At 43.4% G+C, this 15,333-nt stretch carries 15 protein-coding genes and 1 tRNA gene; 1 reads left to right on the top strand and 15 read right to left on the bottom strand.

Annotated features, from left to right (window positions below; translation table 11 throughout):
* Window positions 1-4: 4 nt before the first annotated feature.
* Window positions 5-76: transfer RNA gene (locus KYJ26_RS23025), tRNA-Glu, on the top strand.
* A 53-nt stretch (window positions 77-129) separates the two neighbouring features.
* Here the strand turns inward: KYJ26_RS23025 and KYJ26_RS23020 are convergent.
* The 15 genes from KYJ26_RS23020 to glmU form a co-directional block, all read right to left on the bottom strand.
* Window positions 130-600: a DinB family protein gene (locus KYJ26_RS23020; protein WP_219170393.1), complete on the bottom strand. Its 471-nt coding sequence runs from the start codon at window positions 598-600 to the stop codon at window positions 130-132.
* A 183-nt stretch (window positions 601-783) separates the two neighbouring features.
* Window positions 784-1,209 carry a S1 domain-containing RNA-binding protein gene (locus tag KYJ26_RS23015; RefSeq protein ID WP_098353691.1) on the bottom strand — a complete coding sequence of 142 codons (426 nt, stop codon included), beginning with the start codon at window positions 1,207-1,209 and terminating at the stop codon, window positions 784-786.
* 74 nt (window positions 1,210-1,283) lie between these two features.
* Entirely contained in the window at window positions 1,284-1,673 is a 390-nt protein-coding gene (locus KYJ26_RS23010) for an FtsB family cell division protein (RefSeq protein WP_226677537.1), read from the bottom strand.
* A 43-nt stretch (window positions 1,674-1,716) separates the two neighbouring features.
* A complete protein-coding gene (gene yabQ / locus KYJ26_RS23005) occupies window positions 1,717-2,370 on the bottom strand; it encodes a spore cortex biosynthesis protein YabQ (protein ID WP_219170389.1) in 654 nt (217 codons plus the stop codon).
* Window positions 2,367-2,669 carry a sporulation protein YabP gene (gene yabP, locus KYJ26_RS23000; RefSeq protein ID WP_219170387.1) on the bottom strand — a complete coding sequence of 101 codons (303 nt, stop codon included), beginning with the start codon at window positions 2,667-2,669 and terminating at the stop codon, window positions 2,367-2,369. The genes yabQ and yabP overlap by 4 nt, the downstream gene beginning before the upstream one ends.
* A gap of 98 nt (window positions 2,670-2,767) precedes the next feature.
* On the bottom strand, window positions 2,768-3,034 hold the full coding sequence (locus KYJ26_RS22995) for an RNA-binding S4 domain-containing protein (protein WP_206858024.1): 267 nt from the start codon (window positions 3,032-3,034) through the stop codon (window positions 2,768-2,770).
* A gap of 22 nt (window positions 3,035-3,056) precedes the next feature.
* The gene (yabN, locus tag KYJ26_RS22990; RefSeq protein ID WP_219170385.1) at window positions 3,057-4,517 is read right to left on the bottom strand and encodes a bifunctional methyltransferase/pyrophosphohydrolase YabN; all 1,461 of its coding nucleotides are present in this window, start codon (window positions 4,515-4,517) and stop codon (window positions 3,057-3,059) included.
* 13 nt (window positions 4,518-4,530) lie between these two features.
* The gene (locus KYJ26_RS22985) at window positions 4,531-6,147 is read right to left on the bottom strand and encodes a putative polysaccharide biosynthesis protein (protein ID WP_257475210.1); all 1,617 of its coding nucleotides are present in this window, start codon (window positions 6,145-6,147) and stop codon (window positions 4,531-4,533) included.
* A 165-nt stretch (window positions 6,148-6,312) separates the two neighbouring features.
* The gene (spoVT, locus tag KYJ26_RS22980; protein ID WP_219170383.1) at window positions 6,313-6,849 is read right to left on the bottom strand and encodes a stage V sporulation protein T; all 537 of its coding nucleotides are present in this window, start codon (window positions 6,847-6,849) and stop codon (window positions 6,313-6,315) included.
* Window positions 6,850-7,149: 300 nt separating this feature from the next.
* Window positions 7,150-10,680, bottom strand: coding sequence for a transcription-repair coupling factor (mfd, locus tag KYJ26_RS22975; RefSeq protein WP_219170381.1), 3,531 nt, complete (start codon window positions 10,678-10,680; stop codon window positions 7,150-7,152).
* 77 nt (window positions 10,681-10,757) lie between these two features.
* Window positions 10,758-10,988, bottom strand: coding sequence for an anti-sigma-F factor Fin family protein (locus tag KYJ26_RS22970; RefSeq protein WP_219170379.1), 231 nt, complete (start codon window positions 10,986-10,988; stop codon window positions 10,758-10,760).
* 104 nt (window positions 10,989-11,092) lie between these two features.
* Window positions 11,093-11,650, bottom strand: coding sequence for an aminoacyl-tRNA hydrolase (gene pth / locus KYJ26_RS22965; RefSeq protein ID WP_219170377.1), 558 nt, complete (start codon window positions 11,648-11,650; stop codon window positions 11,093-11,095).
* Between the two features lie 88 nt (window positions 11,651-11,738).
* Window positions 11,739-12,389, bottom strand: a complete 651-nt coding sequence (locus KYJ26_RS22960; RefSeq protein WP_219170368.1) for a 50S ribosomal protein L25/general stress protein Ctc — start codon at window positions 12,387-12,389, stop codon at window positions 11,739-11,741.
* A 238-nt stretch (window positions 12,390-12,627) separates the two neighbouring features.
* Window positions 12,628-13,587, bottom strand: coding sequence for a ribose-phosphate diphosphokinase (locus KYJ26_RS22955; protein ID WP_060674223.1), 960 nt, complete (start codon window positions 13,585-13,587; stop codon window positions 12,628-12,630).
* 13 nt (window positions 13,588-13,600) lie between these two features.
* Window positions 13,601-14,974: a bifunctional UDP-N-acetylglucosamine diphosphorylase/glucosamine-1-phosphate N-acetyltransferase GlmU gene (gene glmU, locus KYJ26_RS22950; protein WP_219170366.1), complete on the bottom strand. Its 1,374-nt coding sequence runs from the start codon at window positions 14,972-14,974 to the stop codon at window positions 13,601-13,603.
* Window positions 14,975-15,333: the final 359 nt, after the last annotated feature.

Below are 15,333 nucleotides of genomic sequence, written 5' to 3'. Positions count from 1 at the left end.
TATCGGCCCGTTGGTCAAGCGGTTAAGACACCGCCCTTTCACGGCGGTAACACGGGTTCGAATCCCGTACGGGTCATAAAAAAACGACTATCATGATGATAGTCGTTTTTATTTTGCTCTTTTCGCCATTCAAGTTCTTTCTAAAGATACTACCTCTTCGATCTGCTCTTGATGGTGTTTATCATGACCGATGAAGTCTTCAAAAAATTCTTCCAGGGTAAAATGTTGATCCCCCACTTTGAATGCTTGCAGGAAGTCATTCTCCGAAAGGTTTTTCACATAGGCTATGATTTGATCCCGTGTTCTGATCCCTTCTTCAACCAAGTCTTCCTGTTTTACCACTCGGTGCGCATATTCTTCAGCTTCTCCATTAAATTGTTTGAAATCCGGAAAAGGAGTGAGTTCTGCTCCTTCCACGACATATGGAAGAATCTCTTGTAATGAATATTGATCCCATTTGATGATATGGGAAACATTGGCGGCAATCGACCATTTACCCGATTCCATCGGTTGAAGCCATTCCACTTTGTTTATCGACTTCAACTCATTCAGCCACCTCTTAAACGATTCGTGATGATCGATGATTTGTTCTTTTTTCATACATCCTGCCTCCACTAAATGATATATATTAACTATTCGGTAAAGGATGACGAATTTCCTGTATGGGTCTTTAATCAAAATAACAGCCCTCTTTCAGAGACAATAAAAAAACAGGCACACTCATCATCATGAGTATGCCTGTTTTCCGTTCACAACCTGCTATATGGGTTAATAGACAGCAAGTTAACCTTTTTTCGCCCCTTTTCCACCACGACGAGACTCAGTGTTTTTCTTTAAAGATGATAAACGATCTTCACTGTCTTTTAAGAAACGTGCCATCTTTTGTTCAAAACTCTCTTTCGTACGAGTGTCGTTCGGTTTGTTATTACTACGCGGGCGCTGAGGACGCTGAGGGCGCTGCGGGCGTTGTGGTTGATCTTTCGCTTTACGGATGGATAAACCGATCTTTCCATCTTTCTCAACATTAATAACTTTAACTGTTACTTCGTCGCCGACTTTAAGGTGTTCGTTAATATCCTTAACATAGTTGTCTGCAACTTCACTAATGTGAACTAAACCTGTTGAACCTTCCGATAATTCCACGAACGCTCCAAAATTTGTAATACCTGTTACCTTACCCTGTAACTTGCTGCCTACTTCGATTGACATAAAAGAAATGCTCCTCCTTAAAATTATAAAAGATAAACCTTACTATATATTATAGCCAATTAAAAAAAAGAGTGTCAATAAGACACCTCTTCTTCTTTCTCTTTATCTGAGTCAGGTATGTTGAAAATAATTTCACCTTCATCTGATAAAAAGTAATCCCGGCGCGCCAGTTTGGCTATATATTCATCATCGTTAAGCTTCACAATCTCTTCTTCGAGTGCTGATTGCTTATCTTTCAGGTGTTCCAACTTTTTTTCCAATTGTGCTTTTTCCGTTTGTTTATCTTCTAAGACCTGGGCTCTGGAAATGAGGGTCGAGATTAAAAATCCACTAATTGCCAACACTAACACAAAGAAAACTGCTAATCGACGGACCAAACGCTTTTTTCTCTTAGATGAAGATTTATGCATATGCTCCTGATGACGGACATATTCATTTTCCATTGGTGTCACGTTCTTTCTCATTCCCATACCTCCTTTACAATATGGAGTGGCAAAGCCTTAAGCTCTATTCTTTATCTTTAGGTTTCCTTTTAAACTTATCTACCACTCTATATACTTTTTTGATATATGCGTTAAAAATTCCTGCCATTTTATTATATAACTTCTCGACTCTTTTTGTAAGATTTTTCGGCAATAAATTCCAAATACCCTTTAATATCCACCATATAGGTGTGATTATGAGCTTTATCGCCCATTGCATCACCTTCAAGATTACCTTTAAAAGGAATAATATGACGGATAAGAGCCCTTTTCCTACAGATAATACAATCGTGATCAGAAGCACTATCATCCATTTTATCGGTGAATAAATCAACTTTTTCACCATTTTCACACCGAAATTATACAGGGAGATGAAAAAGTGGATCAGACGTTCAAGAAAAGCAAGATAAAGCTGTTTAATCAAAGCCTGATACCCTGCAAAGCCACACAGCAATGCAATGAAAATATAAAAACGGATTTCACCGAAATTAACAACGAATAAGATATAAAAGATCGCCAGTGCCTGTAAAACCCAAAACAAGATGTCATTAATGAATACAAACCACCGTTTTCTCTCGGATCGGTTTAAGAACCGGGAGTACGTGTCGAGGGCCGCACCAAATAATGCCCCCATGCCGATCATGGAGAGCATGGTATAGAACTGGGTGGAGAGGGTCATCGAAACAGCTTGCTAAAGAAGCCTTTAGCCTTCTCCCCACTTTGTTCATCCAGGTAAACGAGATCGAACACCTTTCCTTTTATCGAGACGATGCCTTTATCCACGTCCAGATTCTTCATTTGAAGATTCTGTCCCCTGACAGAGAGGAATCCCATCACCGTTTCAAGGAGAAACTCTTCGTTATCGAAGCTCTCCACTTGCTTCACGCCTGTGATGTCCAGAAGCTTGCGCCCCCTCATCATCACGTCATGTTCCTGAAACGTCGTTTTATCTTTGTTTCCATCATAATATTGATTCATATCCATCCCTCACATTCCCATAGTACAAGCTTTGTAACTATGTTTATGTGTTTGGGGGAAAATTAGAACCAATTTACATACCTAGAGCTATGTATCCTTTACTCCGCTTCCTCGACTCTTTCTTCTGAGAGGACGGAATAAAGTCCGCTTGCTTCTTCTTTTTTGGTTGTTTCCAGAAGCCTTTCTATCTTTACCCTCATTATCCTCTGACCAAACCTTACGCTTAATTCGTCCCCCACCTTTACATTGGAGCTCGCTTTTGCCTGCAGGCCGTTCACCGTGATTCGTCCCTGATCGGCAATTTCTTTCGCCAAGGTTCTTCTTTTGATCAGTCTTGATACTTTCAGGAATTTATCTAATCTCATGGATACCATTGTATATCTCCCCTTATTCGATATTCATCTTTTTCGCTTCGTTCCAGAATTGATCCAACTCTTCCAGCGAATAGTCCTCAAAGCTCTTTCCGGATTTTTCAACCTGTTCTTCCACATAAGAAAAACGGCGGTAGAATTTCGTGTTCGTCATGGCTAAAGCTTCCTCAGGGTAAATCTTATAAAATCTGGCCACGTTGATAAGAGCGAATAACACATCTCCAAATTCTTTTTTCATGCTATTTTCACTATTATTCTCGACTTCACTTTCAAATTCCTTTAATTCTTCCCATACTTTCTCCCAGGCACCTTTAGGGTCTGCCCAATCAAAGCCCACTTTCGCAGCTTTTTTCTGATATTCAAACGCCTTCATGAGAGCCGGCATACCTTTTGCTACGTTCTTAAGCATTGGTTCCCTATCGTCCTGTTTTTCACGTTTCTTGATTTCGTCCCAGTTTGCTTTCACCTGTTCCGTGTTTTCCACTTGGACGGTTCCGAATACATGAGGATGCCTCCGGACCATCTTGGAAGCAAGGCCTTCAATCACTTCCTCCATGGTGAACATGCCTTCATCTTCGCCTATTTGAGCATGGAGCATGATCTGAAGAAGGACATCGCCCAGCTCTTCGATCATATGATCAATATCTTCTTCCTCGATAGCTTCTAATAACTCATACGTTTCTTCAATAAGGTATTTTTTCAGGGAGTGATGAGTTTGTTCTTTGTCCCACGGACACCCATTTGGACCCCGGAGCGTCGAAATGATCTCTCTTAATGTGGCATATTGCTTAAAGGAGGACTCCATTTCTTTCACTGCAGGAATGTATAAACTGGTCAGATTGCTCAGATGGGCCACCCGGTCAAGCTCCACCAGTGGAATCCGCTCCACTTTCTCTTCACTGCTCCCTGCAGCCGTTACAAGCATGACTTCATAATCATATGGATAGAGCTCCATCAGAGTGAGTTTCACCTCAGAAGCAATGAAGGCATCATATACTTGTCCGATGATGAGCTGCTGTTTCATATGAATATCTTGAAGCTTTAAGCTGGTCCCATCAAGGAGCTGGAACCCATCAATCGGATCCGCTCCGACAGAAGCAAACAGGGCATCAATAAAGCTCTGTCCCCCGCCGATCTCAACGTGGATCTTTCCTTCACCGTGAAGATGCAGTAGCATTTGGACAGCCTTTTCAGCGACCAAAGGGTGACCGGGAACGGCGTATACAAGTGAATGCCGCTCTGATGCGGCCACCAGTTCACGGACAATCTCTTCATATACGAGATCAAACTGATCATGTTTTTCATATACAGCGTCAAACGATTGAAACGTCACCCCTTCTGACAGTAAATCCTTTACGACGGGATGCCGATCCGTCCTCAAGTAAAGATGTGAGCTGCTTTTAATACGTCTATATACTCCAAGGGGAAGCTGTTCTAAATCTCCTGCCCCTAACCCGACTATCGTTATGGTATTCATGTTAATCTCCTCGCTACTTATTATTCGGCTGAACCTTATCCATCAGCCACGTCCATTTGCTCCCAAAAGGCAAGAAACTGATGTCTTCCCTTGAGAGGACATTCCCTCTTAATAGCACGACCAGAAAGATGGCGCCCCCAATCCCTACTCCACCTAATGAAAAGAGGATGGAAAGTGGACGATCAGGCATTCCTTTGTCTAAAAGTGTATCATAAATCTGCAATAATCCCTGTAAACCAATCGTCATGGCTGCACCGCTCATCAACAATGTTTTATAAAAAGAGAAGGTGAAAAAACGGATGGGAAACAGCTTTCGTAAATAACTCAGCATCATGATGGCCGTTATGCTTAAAGAGCCTACCGTAGATATGGATGCACCCATGATCCCCATGATCGGGATCAGCAAGGCATTGCCAAGATATTTTACAAAAATGCCTGTTACAATGCAGAATGCAGGGAAATAAATCTTCCCGATGCCTTGAAAAATACCGGCAAATGTCAAGATAAGACAGCTAAAGAATATCGACAGGCAGAATACAGCGATGACCTTTGAACCAAGGGCATTTTCAAATAGCATCGTGTTCGTCGGCACCATGATGTTAATGATCCCGAGAGTCGCAGCAAACCCGATGGTAATGCTTATTTTAAGGGCCAGCTGGCTGTATTCCCTCACTAAATCCTCTTTTCTTTTCAGATAGGCATTGGTGACGAGTGGAACAATGGTCAGTGAGATGGATGTAGCCACAACCGTTCCGAGCTGGACAAAAGGCTGTCCCCGGTCATAAATCCCTTTCCACGTTTTCGCACTTACTTCTTCCATCCCAGAGGATATAAGTAGGGAATATACGTTCAGTGAATCAACAAATTGAAGTAAGACGAGCAGCATCGCACTGACGCAGATGGCCGTACCATTCTTTAATAACCGGGACCAGATTTGTATATATCCGACAGGCAGAGAAAAGTATTTTCGTGAAAACAGCTTTTCCTTCCGCGCAGTCAGAAACGACAAAAGCACCAATAAGCCACCGAGACCACCGGTGATGGATCCGAACAGCGCACCGTTTCCTGTCATATACAAAGAGTACCCTTGAGATACCAAAATGGTTGAAAATAGAAGAATCGTCCCCACCCTGATGGTTTGTTCCGTTACCTGAGAAACCGCCGTGGGTACCATATCTTCTTTTCCTTGATAATATCCCCTTATGATAGATAGAGGTGCTAACAAAAGGAAGGACAATGAAATCATTTGAAGCAACGGCTTAAGCTTCGGGTCTCCCATCCACCGGGCGATCACCCCTGAACCGAAGTAGACAAGCAGGAACCAGGCCACACCGACGATACAGAGGAACAGGAAGGAGGTAACGGCCACATTCTTTGCACCTTCTTCATCATCTTCCTCCAGTTTCTCCGCTACCATTTTCGAAATGATGACAGGGAATCCATAGGTGGATAACGCGATGGCGATTCCGTAAAATGGATACACCTGCTGATATATATAAAATCCGATATCTCCAACAATGTTCTGAAACGGCACCCGATAGACAGCACTTAGTATTTTCGTTACCAATGCTGCGATCGTCAATACCATTGCACCTTTCAAAAATCGATTGGAAGAGTACTTCTTACCCAACCCGTTTTCCTGCCTTTCCTTACCACTATTTCGAAGCGTGAATCGATCAGCTTATGAAAAATCATATATGTACTGGTCATTTTACCATATTGATCCGGCTATGTTCTAAGATGGCTGATTGGAGGCAAAAAAAAAGAAGAGCGGCTTTTATGCCACTCCTTTACGTTATGACTCCATTTGTCTTGCTAAAAAGCCAGCTGCCGTTTCTACTGCCTTTTGTTCCACTTCACCTACTGTACGTTCCTTTGAGAAAATCGCAACGGCACCAATCGGATCTCCATTTGCGACAATCGGAGCGATCGTATAGGAAGCAAGATCTTCACCGTGTCCTTCGACAAGCTCAGCTTGTCCCTGTTGAGTGTGTAATAGAGACGTGCGGTCATCCATTACTTTCTCGATCAGCTCACTGATGTTCTTATTTAAATACTCTTTCTTCGAAGCGCCGGAGATGGCAATGACTGCATCCCGATCACAAATCAATACGGCACTTCCCAAACTGTCGTACAATGCTTCGCCGTATTCCTTAGCAAAGTCACCAAGTTCACTGATTGGGGAATATTTCTTTAAGATGACTTCTCCGTCACGATCAACGAAGATTTCAAGAGGATCTCCCTCGCGAATCCTTAATGTCCTGCGAATTTCTTTCGGAATAACGACACGCCCTAAATCATCAATACGACGAACAATACCAGTTGCTTTCATCTATAGTTGCCTCACTTTCATCAGATGATTTTATTTGGCAATGTACCCATCTCTGGATGAATACTTTACCATTGTTGAGTTTAGTATCTTACAACTTAGAAGTTCTATACACATTCAGTTATTTTTTCTGTAATTTCACTAAAATTCTAATGCAGGTATCTTTTTCCATTGTTGGCAGCTGCATAAATACTAATACCCTTATCATAGTAGAGTGAAACAATCCGCGCGTTTACATTTTGGTTACATTATTATAACGAAGGGAAGAAATGCCACTGGTTTTGTGTCGATATCGTGAAATGCTTACACGTTTTCTTCTACTTTTACTGCTTCATCCAGATGCTTGATGATGTCGTAGGCCATGTTGAACCATTTGGACGCTTCAAGTCGTGCTGTGTTGATGGATATTTTAAGCTTGGAGCCTTCCATTCCAAGTCCGACGGCACGTCCGTGTTTGTTGCAAAGGTTAAATACTTTGGAACCGTCGATCTTCGCCGTTCCTTCCGGTGACATGAAGATATTCACCGTTTTCTTATCCTGCTTGATGGATTCAAGATCCGTATTCTTTGCGTATATTTTCATTTCTGAGATCAGGAATAGATAACCCACCTCTTCAGGATACTCCCCGAACCGGTCCAGGATTTCTTCTTCCAGCTCTTCGATTTCAGGAAGGGAAGATAGGGAGCGGAACCGTTTATACATCTCGATTTTTTGATGACCATCCTTAATATAATCATCCGGAATATAAGCATCGATTTCTATATCGACCTCAAAGCTCGATTCAGGCTGCTTCGGGAGATCCCCTTTTCTTTCTTCGATGGCTTCTTTGAGCATTTGGGAATACAGATCGAATCCCACAGAGTCAATAAATCCGTGCTGCTGTGCCCCTAGGAGATTTCCCGCACCGCGGATCGTCAAGTCACGCATGGCGATTTTGAATCCCGATCCAAGCTCCGTGAATTCTTTAATTGCCTGCAGTCGTTTCTCTGCCACTTCCGTGAGGACCTTGTCTTTACGATAGGTGAAATAGGCATAGGCCACCCTGTTCGAACGTCCTACACGTCCTCTTAGTTGGTAAAGTTGTGATAAGCCCATACGATCTGCATCAAAGACAATCAACGTGTTCACATTCGGGATATCGACACCTGTTTCAATAATCGTCGTGGTAACCAGAACATCGTATTCGCCTGCAAGGAAGCTTAATATGACGGCTTCAAGTTCATTTTCACTCATCTGACCGTGAGCGTAGGCAATACGGGCATCGGGGACTAGCATGGATATTTCATCGGCTTTCCTTTCGATATCTTCCACGCGATTATAGAGGAAATACACCTGACCGTTACGTGCCATTTCCCTTTCGATCGCTTCTTTAATCAAGGCCCCATTGTACTCCATCACATAGGTCTGGACCGGGAATCGATTCTCCGGTGGTGTTTCGATGACCGATAAATCCCTTACCCCAAGCATCGACATATGCAACGTCCGGGGAATCGGTGTTGCCGTCAGGGTCAGTACATCGATATTGGTTTTTAACTGTTTGATCTTCTCTTTATGTGTGACACCGAACCTTTGTTCTTCATCGATGATCAACAGTCCCAAATCCCGGTATTGAATGTCTTTTGACAGGAGTCGATGGGTCCCCACCACAATATCAACCGTGCCGCTATTAAGACCTTTCGTTGTCTCCTGCTGCTGTTTCCTGGTTCGGAAACGGCTCAATAACCCGATTTCCACAGGAAAGTCCTGAAACCGTTCTTTAATCGTTTCATAATGTTGTTGAGCAAGGATGGTAGTAGGGACAAGGATGGCTACCTGTTTTCCATCAGCAATCGCCTTAAAGGCTGCCCGAATCGCAACCTCGGTCTTTCCGTATCCCACGTCCCCGCATAGTAACCGGTCCATCGGACGTTCTCTTTCCATATCGTGTTTGATTTCGGTCACAGAACGGAGCTGGTCATCTGTTTCTTCATATGGGAAGGCCATTTCAAAATCTCTTTGCATCTCCCCATCAGGAGAAAAGGCATACCCTTTTGCCGCTTCCCTTTCAGCATAGAGCTTGATGAGATCATCCGCTATATCCTGGACAGAAGATTGAACCTTAGACTTGACCTTCTTCCATTCACTTCCGCCCAGCTTATACAGCTTCGGATCTTTATGCTCTGAAGCAACGTACTTTTGTACCAGTTCGATTTGATCGACCGGGACATAAAGTTTGTCATTCCCCTGGTATTTCACATGAAGATAGTCTTTATGGACGCCATTGATCTCCAATGTTTCAATCCCCAGGAATTTACCGATCCCGTGGTTCACATGAACGACATGATCCCCAACTTTCAGCTCGGAATAGCTTTTGATTCTCTCTGCATTCGAAAGCTTCTGCCTTCTCGGCTTCTTCTGAGTCTTCTTATTGAATAGTTCTTCTTCTGTGATAACGGCAATCTTCTGAAGTGGGAGCTCAAACCCGCTTGTCAGGCTTCCATTGATCATTTGGACTTTACCAGGTAACAGCTTATCTCCATCTTCCACAAAGGCAATCTCGATTTTATAATCATCCAGTACTCTTTGCAGCTTCTTGACCCGTTCTTGATCCGGTCCCAATAACACAACGGTATAGTTTCCTTTTTTCCAGCGATCCAGTTCTGCCTTCAATACGTTCATCTGCCCATGGAAATTCTGCATGGGTTTCGTAGACACATTAAAGATGTTCTGGGGGCTAGTATTGGCAATATGACGAAGGAACAAAGAGAAATACACCTTCGGAAGCTTCGTCCTGTTAACCAGCGTCGAAAAAGCATGAGAGACCGCTACGTCATGAATGATCTGTCCTTCTTGAAGGAGGGAAGTATACCACTCCGCTTCCTCTTTCTCGAGTGACTCACTCATTTCCTGTACGCGACTGAACTCATCAAAGAACAGAACCCCATCATTAGGTAAATAATCTAGCAAACTACTAGGATTCTCATACGCCAGTGATAAGTATTTGAAGATCTGCTCAGGCACCTGCCCATTTTCAAGCTGATCCACCTCATGCCCTATGTACTCTGTCATCTTCTCCTTGACGGCTGCAGATTTTACCTTCTTTAAGCTGGTGGACAATCCGGCATTTATTTCCTTAATGAGCCTTTCCATGTTCTCATATTTCAACAAGACCTCTGTGGCAGGGCCTATTTCCATTTCATTCAGTTTATCGATGGAACGCTGGTCTTCAGCAGAAAATATGCGGATAGAATCGATTTCGGTATCGAATAATTCGATTCGTACAGGATTTTGGGATGTTAAAGGGAAAATATCTACAATTCCCCCGCGCAGGCTGAATTCCCCTGGTGTGCTGACCATCCCTGTACGCTGATACCCCATCTGCACCAATTGATTCAATACTTCATCCAAGTCGATATCTTCACCCATCTGAAAACGGATCTGGTTTGTTGCCCACATCGATGGAGGAGGAAGGATTTTCCGTAAACCTGCGACCGGAACGATGTAGATACCCTGGTGATGTTTTGAAAGTTTATTCAATACCTCGATCCGCTGAGCCCTCAGCTCCGGACTCGCCACGCTTAACTCAGCTGCGATTAACTCATTAGCAGAATATAAATATACCTCATCCTCTGATACAAACTGAATGAGATCGTCATAGACTTTCTGAGCTTGAAATAAATTATGTGTGACCACTATAGTGGATTTATTCGTTTGCAGATACACATCTGCAATATACGCCGTCCTCGATGAACCGGACAATCCTGCAACAAGTTGTTCAGACAGTCCTTCCTCCACTCCGGCGATGATGGACTGGATTTCTTCACTTTGATGGACCTGTTTTAAAATACCTTTCAAGTGTACGCTCCTCCCCTTGAACCCTTTTATAGCTAAGTGCAAACAGAAAAATGCTTTGGTTTCGAACCAAAGCGTTCTTACTGAATGATATGATCTAATTCATGATAGCCTGGATTCCTTTCCAGACTCTCCTGACAATCTTCACAGATCGTCTTTACCTGGATGTCCCCGTTGTCCTGGTACTGAACCATATGTAACCGCTCTTCATCCGTCAGCATGTGAATCCCCAGCTGCTCTGAATGCACGGATACGTTTGAAAGGGTCCCTACATTTGTGCCGCAATGTCGACACTGATAATGGATCGCCATCTCTTTCCCTCCATACACATTTATATGGTTAGTATGAACCTGATAGAAGGGAGTTATTCAATGTTGGCGGTGAAAGGACCCGGGGAATTCAGTATATGAATCAATTAGTTAAATTTATTCATCACTTCAAGAAATGGCTTATCCAACCATGTCTCACATGCTTCCACGCTTGATATAATGGCTTTATCCAGTTCCGGCTGCTCTTCCTTTGAGAATTTCCCCAAGACATAGTCAGGAACACTCATCCCATTGGTCGGACGGTCGATGCCTACCCGCAGACGGTTGAACTGCTGGGAACCTAAGTGAGCAATGGTCGATTTAATGCCATTATGCCCCCCGGCGCTTCCCTTTTGCCTTAATCGTAATTTCCCTACCGGCAAGTCAAGGTCATCATATATGACAAGTAAATCCTCATCATCAATTTCAAAATAATCCATTAGGGGGACAATGCTCTCCCCGGATAAATTCATATACGTAAGCGGTTTTAACAGGACGACTTTTTCACCTTTGTGATGGTATGTTCCATAAACCCCTTTAAACTTAGATTGATTCAGTGAAACACCCAAGCGATCGGCTAACGCATCTATAATTATGAATCCAATATTGTGTCTCGTTTTTTCATACTGTGATCCCGGATTCCCGAGTCCCACGATTAACTTCATCTCTAACACCTCTTCTGACCTTATACATCTAGAATAACGTAAAAAGCGCAACCTGCAAAAGGTTACGCGAAAAAATCAGTGATTTTTATTATTCTTGTGATTCACTTTCTTCACTGGCTTCTGATTCTCTTCCTTCTTCGTTATCAGGTGTGCCGGCTTCCTGCTCTTCCCCACTGTCGATTTCTTCTTCTTGTCTTGGAGCAAGGATCGAAGCAATCGTGCGGTCATCCTCTTCATTCAAGGTAACGCTGTACTTGCTACGTATATCACTGATCGTTACCGTTTCCCCGACTTGAAGCTCTGTAACATCCACTTCGATGGATTCAGGAATATCATTCGGCTTGGCAGTAACGGATACCTCATGCAATGGCTGCTGCATGACGCCGCCGTCCTTCACTCCTGCCGCTTCTCCTACAAGCTCAATACGTACATCGGCATCAATCTCCTCTGACATATTCACAGCAAGGAAATCAACGTGTGTAACAGCATCCTTCAGGTGATCCTGCTGGTAGTCACTTAAAATGACGTTTTGCTTTTTGCCATCTACGTTCAAGGAAATAATTCCGTTTCTTCCTACTTCGCGTATCGTTTTAATAAATGTTATGGAATCTACCATGATGGGTGTATTGTCTGCCTTGTAGCCGTAGACAACTCCAGGGATATTCCCCTCATGTCTCAGCTTTGTTAATGAAGATCGTTTAAAATCTTTCCTCGTATTTGCTTTCAATTCTGTTGCCATGTCTAATCCAACACCTTCCCTAATCTTTTATGTTAGTTAAAGTTCTATATATAGTAATTACCCCAATCCTATTTGAAATAAACATATAAAGCCCAATTAATCCCGTCTTAACGGGTGGGCGAGTGTTGACACATGAGGGTTTTGCGGGGACTGAGCGAGGTACATATACAAAAAGAAGAGCCCGTCCCATGTGAAGGAGAGGCTCTTCTTTCTATGCACAAACTACATATATTAATTCTTAATCAAAAAGTGTGCTGACAGACTGCTGTTCGTAGATCCGGATGATCGCTTCACTGATCAGGGGAGCCACAGACAGGGATTTCACTTTACTGATCATTTTCTCTTCGCCAAGTGGAATCGAATTTGTTACAACCAGCTCTTTAATATTAGAGTTTTGGATACGCTCGATGGCAGGACCGGAAAGAACCGGATGCGTACAGCATGCAAACACTTCTTTTGCTCCGTTTTCTACTAACGCATTGGCTGCAAGTGTGATCGTACCGGCAGTATCGATGATATCATCGATCAAGATCGCGATTTTCCCATCGATGTTACCAACGATATTCATCACCTCTGCCACATTTGGCTTCGGACGACGCTTATCAATGATCGCGATTGGAGCTTTCAGACGCTCTGCAAGCTTACGAGCTCTTGTCACCCCTCCATGGTCAGGAGATACAATGACAAGATCTTCAGTATTGAATCCTCTTTCCTCAAAGTAATCCGCTAAGATCGGCACACCCATCAGGTGATCGATCAGGATATCAAAGAAACCTTGAATTTGAGGAGCATGCAGGTCCAACGTGATGACACGTGTAGCACCGGCTGTTTCCAGTAGATTTGCCACCAATTTAGCAGTGATCGGCTCACGCGCTCTTGCTTTACGGTCTTGACGGGCATAACCATAATAAGGCATCACGATGTTAATCGTCTTGGCAGAAGCACGCTTCAACGCATCTACCATGATGAGAAGTTCCATCAGGTTTTCATTTACGGGCTGGCAAGTAGATTGAATGACGAATACGTCACAACCACGGATACTTTCTTCGATGTTGATCTGGATTTCACCGTCGCTAAAACGTTTAACAGACGATTTCCCTAATTCCACACCTACTTCATCAGCGATTTCCTTTGCGAGATGGTAGTTTGAATTAAGAGAGAAAATTTTCAATTTGGAATTAATATAAGAGTTTGGCATTGTGGACCTCCAATTATTTCTTATGATTTAGATTTTGAACATAATTTTCTTTGTTTACTTGACGAGCCCTAGCAATCGATAGAGACTCACCTGGAACGTCTTCGGTGATTGTAGAACCAGCGGCAATATATGCCCCTTTCCCTACATTGACAGGTGCAACCAGATTTGAATTACAGCCGACAAATACACCATCTTCTATCTTCGTCAGGTGCTTGTTCTTCCCATCATAGTTCACGGTAATAGATCCACACCCGATATTGACGTCGCGACCAACCTCAGCATCACCAATATAGCTTAGGTGTGAGGCCTTACTCGCTTTACCAAATGTCGCTTTCTTGATCTCGACAAAATTACCGATCTTCACTTCATCTTCAATAGTGGAAGCGGGGCGAATATGGGCAAATGGCCCGATTTGAACATCCGAACCAATCGAGCTGTCATGGGCGACAGACTGCTTCACTGCCGTCCGGTCTCCGATCTGACAGTCCTTCACTTCTGAGTTCGGACCGATTAAGGCGTCTTCACCAATTGCTGTATTTCCCTTCAGAACGGTTCCAGGCAGGATAACCGTATCCCTTCCAATTGTCACATCCGCATCGATATACGTATTGTTCGGATCTTTAATTGTTACGCCGTTACGCATATGGTACTCATTGATGCGCTTTTTCATTGTAATCTCCGCTTGAGAAAGGGCCACACGATCATTGACACCAAGCGTCTCATCGAAGTCACTTGTTTGATACGCACTCACGATTTCACCTTCGGATTGAAGGATCTCAATGACATCCGGAAGGTAGTACTCACCTTGTACATTATCATTCGACACCTTCTTCAATGCGTCGAATAACGCTTTATTATCAAAACAATATGTTCCTGTGTTGATTTCCTTAACGCTTCTTTCTGCTTCCGTCGCGTCCTTATGTTCCACAATGCGCTCAACTAACCCATCCTGGTTACGGATAATTCGTCCGTATCCATCTGGGGATTCTGTATGACCTGTCAAAATGGTCGCTTTGGCGCCCTGACCCTCATGGTGCTTCACCAATGCTTCCATCGTCTCTCCTTTAATGAGCGGTGTATCACCACACACTACTAAAGTCGTACCCTCCAAGTCACCCAGGACATCTTCCGACTGCATAACGGCATGTGCCGTTCCTAATTGCTCAGCCTGAAGAGCGAACTCACTCTTACCTTCTAAATGTGACTTCACAAGCTCGGCACCATGACCGATGATCGTGACAGTCTTCTCTATATGTAGTGTTGAAATTTGGTCGACCACATGTTCCACCATCGGCTTGCCACACACTGGATGAAGAACTTTATAAAGCTTTGACTTCATTCTCGTCCCTTGTCCGGCAGCTAATATAACGGCATATCGATTTGTCATTTTTGGTCCTCCAATAACCTTTTTATCCATAACGAATATATCCTAAAAACTTTATCATTTCAAGGATTCATATAAAAGTACATATATTTGTCATTAGAAAAGCGGAGGCGGCTTGGTCAGAGGCGACAAGCATAAGATGAATGGGCCATGAAGGCGCTCTTTGCCTTCTTGGTCCATTTAGCTTATGACCTCGAGCCTCTAGCCGCCGAAGCTGGACATGGAGAAAAGCGGAAGGGGCTGCTCTGGGGCGACAAGCTTAAGACGAGTAACCCGGAAAGGCCCACCAAAACCCATGTCGAATTTTCTTTACCTCAAAAATACAAAAATTCTATCTTTTGAGGTTTCAACTCTTTATTTGC

This window comes from Rossellomorea orangium (assembly GCF_019334305.1).
Classification (GTDB): Bacteria; Bacillota; Bacilli; order Bacillales; family Bacillaceae_B; genus Rossellomorea.
This window is presented reverse-complemented; position numbering and strand designations above follow the sequence as displayed.